The sequence below is a fragment of the Sphingomonas sp. genome, from assembly GCF_045810705.1.
Taxonomy (GTDB): Bacteria; Pseudomonadota; Alphaproteobacteria; order Sphingomonadales; family Sphingomonadaceae; genus Sphingomicrobium.
This window is the reverse complement of sequence record NZ_JBJMVI010000016.1, coordinates 90041-103767: the sequence shown is the minus strand read 5'-3', so window position 1 is coordinate 103767 and position 13727 is coordinate 90041. Positions and strand designations below refer to the sequence as shown.

16 protein-coding genes and 1 pseudogene are annotated in these 13727 nt (G+C 65.6%); 8 read left to right on the top strand and 9 right to left on the bottom strand.

The genetic code is table 11. The features are described 5' to 3' along the window. Window positions 1–20 precede the first annotated feature (20 nt). Entirely contained in the window at window positions 21–485 is a 465-nt protein-coding gene (locus ACJ8FR_RS07905) for a hypothetical protein (protein WP_407828085.1), read from the top strand. A 66-nt stretch (window positions 486–551) separates the two neighbouring features. Then, complete coding sequence (locus tag ACJ8FR_RS07900) at window positions 552–2378, top strand: hypothetical protein (RefSeq protein ID WP_407828084.1); 1827 nt, start codon at window positions 552–554, stop codon at window positions 2376–2378. Here ACJ8FR_RS07900 and ACJ8FR_RS07895 read toward each other — a convergent pair. Genes ACJ8FR_RS07895 through ACJ8FR_RS07885 form a run of 3 tightly spaced genes read right to left on the bottom strand, consistent with a single transcriptional unit; the run spans window position 2375 to window position 3732 of the window. After that, window positions 2375–2620, bottom strand: a complete 246-nt coding sequence (locus tag ACJ8FR_RS07895; protein ID WP_407828083.1) for a hypothetical protein — start codon at window positions 2618–2620, stop codon at window positions 2375–2377. The two genes, ACJ8FR_RS07900 and ACJ8FR_RS07895, sit on opposite strands and share 4 nt — an antisense overlap. Continuing rightward, complete coding sequence (locus ACJ8FR_RS07890) at window positions 2617–2826, bottom strand: toxin-antitoxin system HicB family antitoxin (RefSeq protein WP_407828082.1); 210 nt, start codon at window positions 2824–2826, stop codon at window positions 2617–2619. The genes ACJ8FR_RS07895 and ACJ8FR_RS07890 overlap by 4 nt, the downstream gene beginning before the upstream one ends. 3 nt (window positions 2827–2829) lie before the next feature. After that, the gene (locus ACJ8FR_RS07885; RefSeq protein ID WP_407828081.1) at window positions 2830–3732 is read right to left on the bottom strand and encodes an SPFH domain-containing protein; all 903 of its coding nucleotides are present in this window, start codon (window positions 3730–3732) and stop codon (window positions 2830–2832) included. Between the two features lie 93 nt (window positions 3733–3825). On the opposite strand from ACJ8FR_RS07885, the gene ACJ8FR_RS07880 reads away from it, so the two are divergent. Continuing rightward, window positions 3826–4752, top strand: coding sequence for an isoaspartyl peptidase/L-asparaginase family protein (locus ACJ8FR_RS07880; RefSeq protein ID WP_407828080.1), 927 nt, complete (start codon window positions 3826–3828; stop codon window positions 4750–4752). On the opposite strand, the gene ACJ8FR_RS07875 is transcribed toward ACJ8FR_RS07880, so the two are convergent. The 5 genes from ACJ8FR_RS07875 to ACJ8FR_RS07855 are packed head-to-tail and all read right to left on the bottom strand — an operon-like array spanning window position 4728 to window position 8021. Beyond that, window positions 4728–5867, bottom strand: a complete 1140-nt coding sequence (locus ACJ8FR_RS07875; protein WP_407828079.1) for a GNAT family N-acetyltransferase — start codon at window positions 5865–5867, stop codon at window positions 4728–4730. The two genes, ACJ8FR_RS07880 and ACJ8FR_RS07875, sit on opposite strands and share 25 nt — an antisense overlap. Next, window positions 5848–6564 (bottom strand): glycerophosphodiester phosphodiesterase family protein, encoded by a 717-nt coding sequence (locus ACJ8FR_RS07870; protein ID WP_407828078.1) that lies wholly within the window; start codon window positions 6562–6564, stop codon window positions 5848–5850. The genes ACJ8FR_RS07875 and ACJ8FR_RS07870 overlap by 20 nt, the downstream gene beginning before the upstream one ends. Next, complete coding sequence (locus tag ACJ8FR_RS07865) at window positions 6539–7000, bottom strand: RidA family protein (RefSeq protein ID WP_407828077.1); 462 nt, start codon at window positions 6998–7000, stop codon at window positions 6539–6541. The genes ACJ8FR_RS07870 and ACJ8FR_RS07865 overlap by 26 nt, the downstream gene beginning before the upstream one ends. 32 nt (window positions 7001–7032) lie before the next feature. Continuing rightward, window positions 7033–7776: an SDR family NAD(P)-dependent oxidoreductase gene (locus tag ACJ8FR_RS07860; protein WP_407828076.1), complete on the bottom strand. Its 744-nt coding sequence runs from the start codon at window positions 7774–7776 to the stop codon at window positions 7033–7035. Next, on the bottom strand, window positions 7773–8021 hold the full coding sequence (locus ACJ8FR_RS07855; RefSeq protein ID WP_407828075.1) for a DUF3572 family protein: 249 nt from the start codon (window positions 8019–8021) through the stop codon (window positions 7773–7775). Before ACJ8FR_RS07855 ends, ACJ8FR_RS07860 begins: the two co-directional genes overlap by 4 nt. Before the next feature lie 73 nt (window positions 8022–8094). Here ACJ8FR_RS07855 and ACJ8FR_RS07850 point away from each other — a divergent pair. Beyond that, window positions 8095–8442 (top strand): annotated as a pseudogene (locus ACJ8FR_RS07850) (response regulator); the annotation flags it as partial. Window positions 8443–8560: 118 nt separating this feature from the next. Here ACJ8FR_RS07850 and rpmG read toward each other — a convergent pair. Next, complete coding sequence (rpmG, locus tag ACJ8FR_RS07845; protein WP_407828074.1) at window positions 8561–8728, bottom strand: 50S ribosomal protein L33; 168 nt, start codon at window positions 8726–8728, stop codon at window positions 8561–8563. 167 nt (window positions 8729–8895) lie between these two features. Between rpmG and ACJ8FR_RS07840 the strand changes: the two genes are divergently transcribed. From ACJ8FR_RS07840 to ACJ8FR_RS07825, 4 genes are read left to right on the top strand one after another with little or no spacing between them, the layout of a single operon-like run. Beyond that, window positions 8896–9204 (top strand): hypothetical protein, encoded by a 309-nt coding sequence (locus tag ACJ8FR_RS07840; protein ID WP_407828073.1) that lies wholly within the window; start codon window positions 8896–8898, stop codon window positions 9202–9204. Window positions 9205–9235: 31 nt separating this feature from the next. Then, window positions 9236–10837, top strand: a complete 1602-nt coding sequence (locus tag ACJ8FR_RS07835; RefSeq protein WP_407828072.1) for a cisplatin damage response ATP-dependent DNA ligase — start codon at window positions 9236–9238, stop codon at window positions 10835–10837. A 50-nt stretch (window positions 10838–10887) separates the two neighbouring features. After that, window positions 10888–12189, top strand: a complete 1302-nt coding sequence (locus ACJ8FR_RS07830) for an amidohydrolase family protein (protein WP_407828071.1) — start codon at window positions 10888–10890, stop codon at window positions 12187–12189. Beyond that, on the top strand, window positions 12189–13721 hold the full coding sequence (locus ACJ8FR_RS07825) for a S10 family peptidase (RefSeq protein ID WP_407828070.1): 1533 nt from the start codon (window positions 12189–12191) through the stop codon (window positions 13719–13721). Before ACJ8FR_RS07830 ends, ACJ8FR_RS07825 begins: the two co-directional genes overlap by 1 nt. The last annotated feature ends 6 nt before the right edge of the window (window positions 13722–13727 follow it).

The window sequence follows — 13727 nt, the reverse complement described above, 5'->3', positions numbered from 1 at the left end:
ACCCGGCGGAAGGATACAAAATGGCGAAGCATCACAAGATAAAATGGACGTCGGCCGTTCCCCAGCTCGTCAGCTTTGATATTGTGGTCATCGCCGATCCAGACGGTTCGGGTGGCATCGACTGGTCCCAAGACATCATCGACTCTCAATATGACGACCAGGGACGCGTGAAATGCCCCGCTGGACTGGGCTACAGAATCACCTTCACGTTGCAGGACAATACAAACTTGCAGGTGCGGTTTGACGTCTCCAACCCGGTCTATGTCAAAGAAAACGAGAACGATCCATCGCCGACGCGAAAGGGATCGAAGCAGCTGAAGCCAGACAGCTGCACCGGCGGCACGCTCGTCGTGACCAACTGGAATTATGGCAGGAAGCGCACTTTGCGGTACCAGCTCAATTTCGTTGATCCTGCCGGCAACGGGCTCCCTCCATATGATCCGATTATCGACAACGGCGGCGGCGGCGTTGAGCCGATGTGCTAAGCCGTCGATCAATTTTCTAGCCGAAACCCTGAGCAACGATTGAACAAGGAATCCGTAGATCGGCAATTGAGCGCGCAGGCCGACGGATCTGAGCGTTCGCTTGGTGGTCCGCCGCCAGTCCCGTTCGTGCTCAGCGTCGGTGTTACCGGCCATCGCGCCGATGTCCTCGGCGACGACGGGGCGGACATGCTGCGGACGAGGATCGCCGAGGTGCTGACGCTCGTAGCCACTGCGGGGGCGGACCTGCTCGCCAAGGAGCGCGACTGCTTCGCTCCCGGAGACTGCCGGCTTCGGTTCGTCTCGCCGATCGCCGACGGCGCCGACCAGATCGCCGCCGAGGTCGCGCTCGAGCTCGGCTGGGAGCTGCAGGTCATCACGCCCTTCGACAGGTCGGCGTATCGCGCGAGCCTGGCGAACGGCGGCGCGCGGGAGCGCTTCGACAAGTTGCTCGAGCGCGCGGCGGGCCTACTCGAACTGCCCGGCGATCCACGCCACGGCCTCGACGCCTATGTGATGACCGGGCGGGCAACGGTTGCACATTGCGACATGCTGATCGCCGTCTGGGACGGGCTTCCGCCGCGCGGCCGCGGCGGCACCGGCGAGGTCGTCCAATTCGCGCTCACGCGTGGCACGGCCATCATCCACGTGCCGCTGGCCCCTGGCGGCGACACGCGGATTCTGTGGAGCGCATTCGACCCGACGGTCGTCACAATTGCCGACGACCCCGCGGTCGCACGGCCACTGGAACGGGCCGATGTTGATGCGCTTCTGCGCGGCCTGCTGATGCCTCCGCCCAATCCGCAAGAGCATCGGTTTCTCAAGCGCTTTCTGAGCGAGCGGCTGCGGCACATTCGCGCGCGGATCGAATATCCCCTGTTGCTGAGCGCGGCCGGCGTTCGCCGTTTCCGCGCGCGGGATCTCACTGCCGGCCATGGCAACGCGCAGACGCGTGACGAATGGCGGCGTTATCGCGTCGGCTGCGCCGAGGCCCACAACATCTCGGCTTCGATCGACTTGCTCGAGGATTCGTATAGTTGGGCGGACGGGCTCGCGACGCACTTCGCCCAGACCTACCGCAGCGGCCACATCTTCAACTTCCTGCTCGGCGGCGTCGCCGTCTGCCTCGGGCTCGCCGCCTTCGTGGCGCCGCACCTCAAGTTCGAGGAGGCGGCGCTGGAGGTGCTGATCACGCTCGCCATCCTGCTCAATGCGATCATCGGCAAGCGCCAGGAATGGCATCGGCGCTGGCTCGACTATCGCCAGCTCGCCGAACGGCTGCGGCCGATGCGCAGCCTCAAGCTACTCGGCATCGCCGCGCCCGATCCCCCGGGCACCGCGACCAACCCGGTGCCCAAGCGCTGGATCGACTGGTACGCGAGCGGCATCTGGCGCGCGCTGGCGTGCCCATCGGGGACGATCGACCGCGCGTGCGCGGCGCAGCTCGGCAAGGCGATCGCCGAGCATGAGGTCGAGCCGCAGGTCGGCTACCACCTTCGCAACGCCGAGCAGATCGAAGCGCTCGATCACCGCCTCGAGCAGATCGGCATGGTGCTGTTCGCGGCCACCGTCCTCGTCACCGTCGCGACCATCATCGGGCTCGGTCTGGGGTCCGATTTCGTCCACCGTTACGGCAATTGGTTCACCCTCGTTTCCGCGGGTTTCCCGGCGCTCGGCACCGCGGTGTTCGGGATCCGCTTCCAAGCCGACTTCGGCGGCGACGCGCTGCGGTCGAAGGCGACGGCGGAGACGCTGCGGCAGATCGACCATGAGCTGCGTCGGGACGTCAGTCTCTCACGCGCCGCCGACCTCGCCGAGCAGGCGGCGCGGATCATGCTCGCCGATCTCGACGAGTGGCGGCTGGTCAACCAGCAGCGTGACCTTTCAGTCGGCTAATCCTCGCCGCCCCAGCGCCAGCGCCAACCGCCCCTGGTGGTTCGTGCGCAGGTCACGGTGAAGGCGACAATGAAAGGTGCCAACACCGCGAACAGCTGAAGCGGCCGGTGAGCGAAACGCACGCTGAGGCCAATCGCGAGCGCGACGAAGCCAAGCGTCAGCACCCAGCCCTGCCAGCTGATCGGTTTGCCCGAGCCATAGCCATAACGCTTGGGCGCGAACCATTCGGGGCCGTCACTCATGACTTGCTCTCCTTGGGCGGGCGCCCGCGCTTGCGCGTCACCGGCGCCTTCAGCTTCACCCCGCGCGCGCCGAGCGCCTCGCGCAGCAGGCATTCGACCTGCGCGTTCACGCTTCTCAGTTCGGCCGACGCGCAGCGCTCGACCGCCGCCCACAGGGCGGGGTCGGCGCGTAATGGAAACGCCTTGCGCTCGGGGCCGCCGGGCATCGTCTACTGATACAAAGTGCCGGTATTGACGACGGGCTGCGTATCACGCTCGCCGCATAGGACGACCATCAGGTTCGACACCATCGCAGCGCGGCGCTCGTCGTCGAGCTCGACGACCTTTTTCTCCGACAGCATGGTGAGCGCCATTTCGACCATGCCGACTGCGCCTTCGACCAAGGTCTTGCGCGCGGCGACGACCGCTTGGGCCTGCTGCCGGCGGAGCATCGCGCCGGCGATCTCCTGCGCGTACGCGAGGTGGGTGAAACCGCATTCGTCGACGGTGATGCCGGCAACCGCGAGCCGTGCCTGCAGTTCGGTGCGGAGCTCGGCGCCGACCTGGTCGTGGTTGCCGCGCAGCGTCACCTCCTGATGCTCGAAGTCGTCATACGGATAGCGCGAGCCGATGGTGCGGATCGCGGCCTCGACCTGGACGCTGACGAACGACCGGTAATCGTCGACGTCGAACAAAGCCTGGGCGGTGTCGACTACGCGCCAAACAATCTGCGCCGCCATTTCGATCGGGTTGCCGCGAAGGTCGTTGACCTTGATCTTGTCGGAAATGAAGTTGTTGGCGCGGACCGAGACCTTCTTCTTGGTGAGCCACGGCCAGGTCCAGCGGAGGCCGGTGTTGCGGTCGGTGCCCGAGTAGGAGCCGAACAAGGTGATCGCCGCCGCCTGGTTGGGCTGGAGCATGTAGAAGCCCGGCATCACCAGGATGAACGCCACGGTCGCAAGGACGAGGAGCAGGACATTCAACGTCCCGCCCGGGCCATTCGGCAAGGTCGCAATTGCGTACGCGTCGACGAAGATCGCGAACAGCAGCAGGAGCAGCATTACATAGCCGCTGTAGGTGGATGCGCGCCGTTCGCTGGTCGCGGTCAGCGCAATGATTTTGTCGTTGGCCAATTCTGCCTCCTTATTTAATTGATATCATAATAATATAAACAATCGTAACCGTCAACTGGCGCGGGCAAGAGGTCGCCGCTAAGGCCCTTCGCCATGGACGAGACACGTTGGCGGCTGGTCGTGCACGGCGGCGCGGGCTCAATGCGCCCCGGCAAGCTCGATCCCGAGCAGGAGCGGTGTGCACGCGCCGGGCTCGAGGCCGCTCTCGCGGCAGGCTCGGCAATTCTCGAAAGGCGCGAAAGCGCGATCGACGCGGTCGAGGCCGGGGTGCGTGTGCTGGAGGAAGACCCCTGCTTCAATGCCGGCCGCGGCAGCGTGCTCACCGCGAGCGGCTGCATCGAGCTCGACGCGGCGATCATGGATGGGCGGACACGTGCCGCGGGAGCGGTGTCGGGCCTGCGAACGACACGCGCGCCGATCAGCCTCGCGCGCCGGTTGCTCGAGCAAGGGCCGCACGTGTTCCTCGGCGGTCACGGCGCCGACGATTTCGCGCGCGACCACGGGTTCGAGCAGGTCGAGAACAGCTGGTTCGAAGTGCCCGAGCGGCGACGTCAGCTCGACGAGCTGCTCGGCGAGGGCGGCTTCGACGATGAGGTAAAGTACGGAACCGTCGGCGCGGTCGCGGTCGATGTCGATGGCCATGTCGCGGTCGCGACTTCGACGGGCGGGCTGACCGCGAAGCGCTGGGGCCGTGTCGGGGATTCGCCGCTCATCGGCGCCGGGACCTATGCCGACGACCGGTCGGCCGCCGTCTCGGCCACGGGATCGGGCGAGTTTTTCATCCGCGCCGTCGCCGCCCACCAGCTGGCCGAACGAATCCGCATCGGCGGGCAATCGCTGCAGGACGCGCTCGATGCCGTGCTCGCCGACATCGAAACACTCGGTGGCAAGGGCGGTATGATCGCCGTTGCGCCCGACGGCGATGCCGCGTGGGGCTTCACCACGCCGGCGATGTACCGCGGAATGGCCGACGCGAGCGGCCGGACGGTGCGGGTCTATTCCGACGTAGACGAGCGGTAAGGCAGATCGCGCCGGAGCCACTCGACCTCGGCTGAAACGCCTTCACGCTCCGCTTCGAGGAAGGCAGCGACCGCATCCCTGAAGCCGCGATTGGGAATGAAATGCGCGCTCCTGGTGATCACGGGCTCATAGCCCCGCGCGACCTTGTGCTCGCCCTGAGCACCGGCCTGGACGCAGGCGAGACCGTGCCGGCAAGCCCAGTCGACCGCCTGGTAATAGCAGAGCTCGAAATGGAGGAACGGCACTTCCTCGCTGCAGCCCCAGTAGCGGCCGTAAAGCGCGTCCAGCCCAACGAAGTTGAGCGCCCCCGCGATCGGCGTTGAGCCGCGATAGGCGAGGAACAGCAGCGCCGCGTTGCCCATCCGCCTTCCGACGAGGTCGAAGAATTCCCTCGTGAGGTAAGGTTGGCCCCATTTGCGCGATCCGGTGTCTTGATAGAACGCCCACATCGCGTCCCATTCCGCGGGGCCGATCTCGGAACCGCGCAGGCTTCGGAACGTCAGTCCTTCGCACGCCGCGGCCCGTTCCCTGCGAAGCGCCTTGCGCTTGCGGCTGGTCAAAGTGGCGAGGAAATCGTCGAAGCTCGAATAATCGCGGTTGAACCAATGGTATTGGATGCCGTCACGGATCAGCCATCCGCGCCGTTCACATTCGGCGACCCCGCCTTGATCGATGAAGGTGATGTGCGCCGACGACATGACGTTCTGCACCGTCACCGCTTCGATGGCCGTCAGCAGCTGCTGCGGACGGCTTCCGAGAAGCCGCGGACCCGGCACCGGCGTGAACGGCACCGCCACCTGCAGCTTGGGATAATATTCGCCGCCGGCCTGGGCCCACGCCTCGGCCCAGCCGTGGTCGAACACATATTCGCCCTGGCTGTGCGTCTTCAGGTAAGCGGGAGCCGCCGCCACGAGATGGCCGGCATCGTCTTCGACAAGGATCGGGGCAGGCGTCCAACCGGTGCCCGGCCCGACGCTGCCCGAATCCTCGAGCGCCGACAGGAACGCATGGCTGAGGAACGGGTCGCCTACGGCAAGCCGGTCCCACGCCCGCGCATTCAGGCCGGCTACGCCGGAAGTGATCTTGGCGATGATTTCAGTTTCGCGGTCGGCCATCGCCTTCCCAGATGAGCGCGTCGGCCTGAACCTCGGCTTGCGCCCGCTCGGCGGCCGTGCGGATCGTCCAGGCATAGACCGGCATCGACTGGCGCGCCGATGCGACCCACCTCTTGCCGAGTGCCAGCCGTTCGACTCCGAGGAAGTCCGGCGCGGCGATCCGCATGTAAGCGACGCGCTCGAACGAGCTTTGTCGGTCCTTGAGCAGCAGCCCCCTGCGGACGCCCGGCATCGGCCGCCGGATCAGCCGGCACAGCCGCGGATCGAAGGTCATTATGCCAAAGCGTCCGCGATAGCCCGCAAGCTCGCGCTGGAGCGCCGGCACCCAGCGCCGCCAGTCGCCATCCACCTTGGCTTCGAGAAGCAGCGGGATCTTACCGATGGCGAGCTGCAACAGGCTACCGAGCGTCGGGATCGGATGCCCGCCGACGCGCAGGCCGGCGAGGTCCTGCCAGCGCGATTCGCCGATTCGCAGCGCGCTCGCGCACAGCCGCCGAGCGTCGGCGTCGTGAAACGCCACCAACTGGTCGTCGGCGGTCAGCCGAAGGTCACACTCGATCCCCGCGCCAAGATCGATCGCGGCAGCGAAGGCGGCGAGGCTATTTTCAGGAACCGCCGATCCGGAATGCAGGCCGCGATGGGCGAACCCGCACGGTCCGGGGTCGAGAGGATCAGGCCCTGACGGCGACGATCGCATCCACTTCGACCGCGACGCCGAGCGGAAGGACGGCGACACCGACCGCGCTTCGGGCATGACGGCCGGCTTCGCCAAACACGTCCTGCATCAGCTCGGAGGCGCCATTGGCGACCTTGGGCTGGTCGACGAAGGAAGGTGCGCTATTCACGAACACGCCGAGCTTCACGACTCGCTCGACCCGGTCGAGCGAGCCGAGCGCCGCCTTCATCTGGGCCAGCAGCATGATCCCGCAGCGCCGCGCGGCGGCCACGCCGCCCTCGACGTCGACATCATCCCCGAGCCGGCCCTTGATCAGGCTGCCGTCCTCGGCGAAGCTGATCTGGCCCGAAATGTGGAGGAGACCGCCCTGCTCCACTGCGGGGACGTAGGCGGCTACTGGTGCCGCGGGTTGGGGGAGAGTGATCCCGAGCTCGGAAAGCCGTTGGTCGATGGTCATGCGCTCGCCCCAAGCACCGGTGCGGCGCCGAATCAAGCCTCTCGGCTGACCGTGAAGCCGGCGAAGCTCTGAGAGACGGGCATCAGCTCGATCGTGTTGATGTTGAGGTGCGGCGGCAGGTTCGCGAGCCACCAGAAGAGATCGGCGAGATCCCCGGCGGTCATCGGCTTCATTCCGGCGTAGAGCTTTTCCGAGGCCGCTTCGTCACCCCCGGTGCGGACGATGGTGAACTCCGTCTCGGCCATTCCCGGCTCGACCGACGTCACGCGGACGCCTGTGCCCGCAAGGTCCGAGCGAAGGTCCAACGAGAACTGGCGGACGAACGCCTTGGTCCCGGCATAGACCGCGCCGCCCTTGTACGGATAAGTCGCCGCGACCGACGATAGGTTGATGACCTGGCCCTTGCGCTCGACCAGCTTGGGAATGAGCACCCGCGTCAGCGCAACCAGGCCGGTAATGTTGGTCTCAATGACCTGCTCGATCCGGTCCCATTCGGTTTTCGGCAGCGGGTCGGTCGGCGGCGCCAGGCCGGCGTTGTTGAGCAACAGGTCAATTTCGCTCCACGGCCCCTCCAACTTAGCCAGGCTCTCGACGGCCGCGCGGTCACGCATGTCGATCTCAAGGGGCAGGAAGGCGTCGCCGAGCTCCTGCTGGAGCGTCCTCAACCGGTCGCGGCGCCGCCCCGTTCCGACGACCTTCCAGCCGCCGGCGGCGAACTTGCGCGCCGTGGCCTCGCCGAAGCCCGAGGTCGCACCGGTGATCAGGATCGTCTTCACGTGGTCCCTTCTTCGAGCTGACGCCGCGCCTCTACGAGTTCCAATGGCTCGACGCCAAGCTCTTCGGCGACGGACACCAGGTCGGGTTCATACGCTTCGAGGAAACGCAGCAAGGCCGCGAGGAGCGTCGGATCGGACGCCCTGCGTCGAAGCTCGTCCGTCCCGATTCCGGTCAGATCGACGAAGCGCTGCGCCCGACGCTCCGAGCCGAGCGTTTTCGCAAGCGCGGCGAGGGCAAGAGCCACCGGATCATTTGGTTTCCGTGTGGGCACGGCCTAGAACAGCCGCAGTCGGGGTGAAGGAAGCGAATTGGCCAAGATCCTGATCGTCGAGGACAATGCCCTCAACATCAAGTTGTTCTGCGACCTGCTCGCAGCGCACGGCCACGAGCCCGAAGCCGTGACCGACAGCCGCAACGCGATCGACGTCGCGCGCAGTTTTTCACCCGACCTCGTGATCACCGATATCCAGCTGCCGCATGTCAGCGGCCTCGATCTCATCCGGCTGATCCGCAAGGATGAGCAGCTTTCCGAGGTGCCGATCATGGCCGTGACGGCCTATTCGGCGCGCGGCGACGAGGAGCGAATCCGCGCAGCGGGCGCGCAGGCCTATGTCTCGAAGCCGATTTCGGTGGTGCGCTTCGCCGAGACCGTCGACGAGCTACTGAAGGGCGAAAGTGACGCGTCCGAGATCGACAACCCGGAAAGCCTGGCCAACGAGTCGGACGATGGTCCCGGTCCGGGCGAGGCTGGCGGCGAGGAATCCTAGCCGACGCCCGTCGCCGTTATTTGATCTTCGATTCTTTGAACTCGACGTGCTTACGCACCTTCGGGTCGTACTTCTTGAAGCTCAGCTTCTCGGTCTGGGTCCGCGGATTTTTCTTCGTGACATAGAAGAAGCCCGTGTCCGCGCTGCTGACGAGCTTGATCTTGACGGTTGCCGGCTTGGCCATTTCATCGATCCCGATTGGAAAAAAGAAAGCGGCCGCGGCCGCCTCAAGTCGCGGCGTCCCATGGCGAAAACCACCGATTCTGTCAACCGAGACGCACACTCGTCGTGGAAGCGTAACGACCCGTTAACGAGTTTGGGCGAACCTCCGTTAAACCAGGAGGACGCGCAATGGCTACCGATCCGCTCGCCAAGGTGAGGAACGAGATTGGGCTGCGCGTCGCCGAAATCCGCGACGCCGGGCCCCGTCTTTCACCCCTCGATCTCTACGCGAGGATGGATGCGATCCGCCAGCTTGCGGCATTGAACGGCCTCGCCGTGCTCGAAGGCCTGGCGCGCCACTCCACACAGCTCGCGCTGTTGCCGGGCCACAGGGTCGCGGTGCAATCGTGCCTCGAGCACGTCGAGGAAGCGTTCGACAGCCACACCGACGGCGATCGTACCACCATCCTCGCGGCACTCGCCGTCCGCCTTCACTGACACCGCAGCGCGGTTGATGCATTAAGGCGCAATGCGCGCCTTCTCGCAGCTGCTCGACGATCTCGTCTACACGCGCTCACGCAACACCAAGCTCAAGCTCATCGGCGACTATCTTAAGGAAACGCCCGACCCCGACCGAGGCTTCGGTCTCGCCGCGCTGACGGGCACGCTCGACATTCCGCATGTGAAGCCGGCGGCCATTCGCGGCCTGGTCGAGGAGCGCATCGATCCCGTCCTCTTCTACATGAGCCGCGATTATGTCGGCGACACCGCCGAAACCGTGTCGTTGCTTTGGCCCAAGCGCGCGAACGAGCCGCCTGAGGTGGACGACGCCACCCTCTCGATCGGCGACGCCATAGATCGGCTGCGCTCGGTATCGAAAATGGATGCCCCGCGCCGGCTGGCGGAGATGCTCGACCATCTCGACGCGTCGGGCCGTTTCGCGCTCCTGAAGCTCGCGCTTGGCGAACTTCGCGTGGGCATCAATGCCCGGCTCGCCAAGCAGGCCCTGGCGCAGGCTTTTGGGCTCGAGGTCGAGGCGGTCGAGGAGGTCTGGCACGGTCTCGCTCCGCCATTTACGGAGTTGTTCGACTGGGCCGAAGGCCGGGCCGAGCAGCCGGCCGTGCGCAACGTGCCGGTGTTCCGTCCGTTCATGCTCGCTCACCCGCTCGATGAGACGCGGGTCTCGCTCGACGATTATGCGGCCGAGTGGAAATGGGATGGAATCCGCGTCCAGCTCGTCCACGCCGGTGGCGAGACCCGGCTCTACAGCCGCACCGGCGACGACATCTCGATGAGCTTTCCCGACGTCGCTGAGGCGTACCGCAGACGCGGCGTGCTCGACGGCGAGCTGCTCGTGCGCGGCTCGGACCAGGGCGTGGCCGACATGCACGGCGGCGCTGCGGCGAGCTTCAACGCGCTCCAGCAAAGGCTCGGGCGCAAGAATGTCACCCAGAAGATGCTCGGCGACTATCCCGCGTTCGTACGGCTGTATGACATCCTCTTCGACGGCGAGGAAGATTTGCGCGAGCTTTGCTGGACGGAACGGAGGAGTCGCCTCCAGGCCTTTGCCGGGGACCTCGATCCCGACCGGTTCGACGTCTCGCAGCTGATCGAGGCGAAGACCTTCGAGGAACTGGAAGACCTGCGTCTCAATGCCCGCGACGTCGCAATCGAGGGCATCATGCTCAAACGCCGCGACAGTCCCTATGTCGCCGGCCGCCGCGCCGGGCTTTGGTACAAGTGGAAACGCGACCCGCTGACCGCCGATTGCGTGCTGATGTACGCTCAGCGCGGCTCGGGAAAACGATCGAGCTACTACAGCGACTACACCTTCGGGTGCTGGACGCCGGAAGGCGAGCTGCTGCCCGTGGGCAAGGCCTATTTCGGCTTCACCGATGAGGAGCTCAAATGGATCGACCGCTGGGTGCGCGGCCACACGGTGCAGCGCTTCGGCCCGGTGCGCGAAGTCGAGAAAAGCCTGGTGCTGGAAGTCGCGTTCGACTCGATCCACAAAAGCACGCGCCACAAGTCGGGGCTCGCCATGCGCTTCCCGCGGATCAGCCGAATCCGCACCGACAAGCCCGCAAGCGAAGCCGATAGCGTCGCGACCCTGCAGGCACTGGTAACTTGAAGCGTTCGTAAACAGCGCTAAGCCTGCGTCGCTCTTCGGAGGGGACCTCAATGCTCAAGACATTTCTCGCCGGCGCTGGTGCGCTGGCGCTCGCCGCTGTCGCCAATGCCGAGAGTTATGCGATCCAGGCCGGGCACCTGATCGTCGACGCCGCCCAGCCGGCGCGCGGCAATTCGACCGTGATCGTCGAGAGCGGACGGATTGCGCGCATCGACAGCGGCTTCACCGCCCCGCCCGGCGCCATTGTCGTCGACGAGCGCGCGCGCACCGTGATGCCGGGCATGACCGACGTCCACGTCCATTTGACCCAGACCGCCGGCACGCCCTGGTACCAAAGCTTCACGCAAAAATATTCCAACCCTTACGGCACCACGCTCGGCCTCACCCACGCGCTCGAGATGGCGCGCGCCGGCTTCACCACGGTGCGCGATCTCGGCGGCGACACGAGCTCGGTGATCGCTGTCCGCGACGCCGTCGGTGAAGGCCGCTTCCCCGGCCCACGGATCAAGGTATCGGGTAACCCGCTGTCGATCATCGGCGGACACGCGGACGCCGCAACGGGCCTGCCGCCCGAACTGGCCGCGGCGGTCGACGACGCGCATCTCAGCCCGTCGGTCTGCACCGGCGTAGAGGAATGCCAGAAAGCCGTTCGCAGGCTCGCCGCCGCCGGAGTCGACGTGATCAAGATCATGGCCACCGGCGGCGTGCTCGATCCGGGCGCGCGCGGCCTCGAGCAGCATTTCACCGACGCCGAGATGAAGGGCATCGTCGACATGGCGCACGCCAGCGGCCTCAAGGTTGCTGCCCATGCCCACGGCACCCGCGGCATTCTCGGCGCAACGCTGGCCGGGGTCGATTCGATCGAGCATGGCACGTTCATCGACCAGGCCGGTGCGAATGCGATGAAGGCTCGCGGCACATATTATTCCGCGACGTTGATGGCGTTCAGCGGCGTCCAGGGCCTGATCGGGACCGGCAAGCTGCCGCCCGAATCGGAAGCCAAGGCAAAGCAGACCTTCGCCGTCTGGGGCAAAGGGCTCAACCTCGCCTACCGGACGGGCGTCAAGATCGCCCTCGGCACCGACAGCGCGGTTGCGCCGCACAGCCAGGCCAACAAGGAGCTCGAGCTGATGGTCAGCAAGGGCGGCATGACCCCGCGCGCCGCGCTGATCGCGGCGACCAAGGGCGGTCCCGACCTGCTCGGCATCGGCGGCGAGACCGGAACGCTCGATCCGGGCAAGTCGGCCGACCTGATTGCAGTCGCAGGAGACCCGTTGGTCGATCCGACGGCTGTCCAACGCATCGACTATGTCATGGTCGAGGGACGACCAATTCCGATGAAAGGACAATGATGCGTTCGTCACTGCTTGCGATTGCGCTCACTTTGAGCGCGCCGGCTTATGCCCAGGACAGCTCGGCCGGCGACGTCCCGCCCAAGGATGCGAAGGCCGAGCCGAAGCCCGACAAGGATGTCGTCAAAGCGAGCGTCGATGAAGACGCGCAGCCGGTGCATCGGTCGATCCCCCTCCGAGGGCGTACGCTCGCCTACACGGCCACGCCGGGTCACCTGACGATCCGCAACGACAAGGGCGAGCCGATCGCCAGCATGTTCTACACGGCCTACACCATCCCCTCGGCGGGGCGGCAGAGGCCGGTGACCTTCCTGTTCAACGGCGGTCCCGGGTCGGCGACGATGTGGCTGCACATGGGGTCGTTCGGGCCGATGAAGGTCGATGCATCGCAACCGGAGACGATCCCCGGCCCGCCGTTCCGCTATGGGCCGAACCCGGAGACGTTGCTCGACCTCACCGATCTCGTGTTCATTGATGCACCAACGACGGGCTTGTCGCGCGAGCTCGGCAAGTCGGAGCCGAAGGATTTCTTCGGGGTCGACAAGGACCTCGACGCGTTCACGCGGACGATTCAGCGGTACCTGACGGCCTATGGCCGCTGGAATAGCCCCAAGTTCATCATCGGCGAAAGCTACGGCACGACCCGCGCCGGTGGCCTGTCGAAGATGCTGTCGGACAAAGGCGTTCAGCTGAATGGCATCGTGCTGGTCTCGACGATCCTCAACATCGGCCTGTTCTCGGGCAATGATCAGGCTTTGGTCGGCTTCCTGCCGACCTATGCCGCGGATGCCTGGTACCACGGCAAGATCCAGCCCAAGCCCGACCTCGCCAGCTTCATCGCCGAGGCCAAGTCTTTCTCCGCCGGACCCTATGCCGCCGCATTGGAAAAGGGCGCCGCGATCAGCGACGCGGAAAAGCAGTCGGTCGCCGAACAGATGGCGAAGCTGACCGGATTATCGACCGACTACGTCATCCGATCGAACCTGCGCGTTCCGCCCAACCGCTTCCAGCGCGAGCTGCTGCGCGACCGGCGCCAGATCATCGGCCGGATCGATTCGCGTTTTGTCGGAACCGAATCTGATGCCGCCGGCGAGGCGCCGAGCTACGATCCGCAGGCGAGCGCAATCACCGGCGCCTTCGTCGGCGCCTTCAACGACTATATGTTCCGCGATCTGGGCTACAAAACGCAGCTGACGTTCCGGCCGAACAATTACGGCGGAATCGGCAACGACTGGAACTTCCAACACAATTCGCCCGACGGCCAGCAGTTCGCCGCTGACACCAGTTCCGACCTCGCCCAGGCGATGAGGGAGAACCCGCGCTTGAAGATCCTCAACGCCGCCGGTCTTTACGACCTCGCGACGCCCTTCTTCGCTGCGGAATATGATCTCGGGCACATGGCGCTCGAGCCGCGGCTCAAGGCGAACATTCGCTACACTTACTATCCCGCGGGCCACATGATGTACATCGACCCGACGTCCGCTCGCCAGCTCAAGAGCGACCTCGCGGCCTTCTACGTCGGCGCAGAATAGGAAAAG

What these genes read in the sequence shown, in the direction of transcription:
- ACJ8FR_RS07905 (WP_407828085.1), top strand. Translation starts at nt 21, where the DNA reads ATGGCGAAGCATCACAAGATAAAATGGACGTCGGCCGTTCCCCAGCTC.
- ACJ8FR_RS07895 (WP_407828083.1), bottom strand. Translation starts at nt 2,620, where the DNA reads ATGAGTGACGGCCCCGAATGGTTCGCGCCCAAGCGTTATGGCTATGGC.
- ACJ8FR_RS07890 (WP_407828082.1), bottom strand. Translation starts at nt 2,826, where the DNA reads ATGCCCGGCGGCCCCGAGCGCAAGGCGTTTCCATTACGCGCCGACCCC.
- ACJ8FR_RS07880 (WP_407828080.1), top strand. Translation starts at nt 3,826, where the DNA reads ATGGACGAGACACGTTGGCGGCTGGTCGTGCACGGCGGCGCGGGCTCA.
- ACJ8FR_RS07875 (WP_407828079.1), bottom strand. Translation starts at nt 5,867, where the DNA reads ATGGCCGACCGCGAAACTGAAATCATCGCCAAGATCACTTCCGGCGTA.
- ACJ8FR_RS07870 (WP_407828078.1), bottom strand. Translation starts at nt 6,564, where the DNA reads ATGCGATCGTCGCCGTCAGGGCCTGATCCTCTCGACCCCGGACCGTGC.
- ACJ8FR_RS07865 (WP_407828077.1), bottom strand. Translation starts at nt 7,000, where the DNA reads ATGACCATCGACCAACGGCTTTCCGAGCTCGGGATCACTCTCCCCCAA.
- rpmG (WP_407828074.1), bottom strand. Translation starts at nt 8,728, where the DNA reads ATGGCCAAGCCGGCAACCGTCAAGATCAAGCTCGTCAGCAGCGCGGAC.
- ACJ8FR_RS07840 (WP_407828073.1), top strand. Translation starts at nt 8,896, where the DNA reads ATGGCTACCGATCCGCTCGCCAAGGTGAGGAACGAGATTGGGCTGCGC.
- ACJ8FR_RS07835 (WP_407828072.1), top strand. Translation starts at nt 9,236, where the DNA reads ATGCGCGCCTTCTCGCAGCTGCTCGACGATCTCGTCTACACGCGCTCA.
- ACJ8FR_RS07830 (WP_407828071.1), top strand. Translation starts at nt 10,888, where the DNA reads ATGCTCAAGACATTTCTCGCCGGCGCTGGTGCGCTGGCGCTCGCCGCT.
- ACJ8FR_RS07825 (WP_407828070.1), top strand. Translation starts at nt 12,189, where the DNA reads ATGCGTTCGTCACTGCTTGCGATTGCGCTCACTTTGAGCGCGCCGGCT.